1 protein-coding gene is annotated in these 522 nt (G+C 61.9%); it reads right to left on the bottom strand.

Annotated elements, in window-relative coordinates; all coding sequences use genetic code 11:
* On the bottom strand, nucleotides 1-465 hold a 465-nt coding region (locus tag OP18_RS50700), incomplete at its 3' end, for a carbohydrate ABC transporter permease (RefSeq protein ID WP_033368027.1).
* Nucleotides 466-522: the final 57 nt, after the last annotated feature.

The following is a 522-nucleotide window of genomic DNA, read 5'->3' as shown; positions in this document are numbered from 1 at the left end:
CCCCTTCAACATCCACACGCACAGCGGCAACGTGAACGTGGTGAACGACAGGATCAACGCCACATACGAGTTGATCAAACCGACCTGGCTGAACACCAGATACAGGGTGATCAACAGCAGCGCCTGCGGGAACATCTGCGAGGCCAGGACCAGATACATCAACGACCGACGACCCCGGTAGCGGAACTTCGCGAACGAATACCCGGTATACGCGGCGACGATCACGGTGAGCACCGCGGTCACGCTGGACACGATGAGGCTGTTGGTGAGGTAGCGCAGCAGTTTGGCGTTGTCGGCGATCGCGGTGAAATGCTCGACGGTGATCCGGTCCGGGACGAAATGCGGCGGGAACCGGAACACGTCATGCGTCGGGGTGAGCGCGGTGACGAGCACCCAGTACACCGGACCGAACGCGAAGATCCCGATCAACGCGACCGTGGTGGCCGGGACGAACAGTCGTCTCATGCCGGCTCACCGCGCTCGGAGACCCGCACGTAGACGACGACGAGGATGAGGATCAGC

Source organism: Dactylosporangium aurantiacum, assembly GCF_000716715.1.
In the GTDB taxonomy this organism is placed as follows: domain Bacteria; phylum Actinomycetota; class Actinomycetes; order Mycobacteriales; family Micromonosporaceae; genus Dactylosporangium; species Dactylosporangium aurantiacum.
Note: the sequence above shows the minus strand (reverse complement) of the source record. Positions and strands in the feature narration are given on the sequence as shown.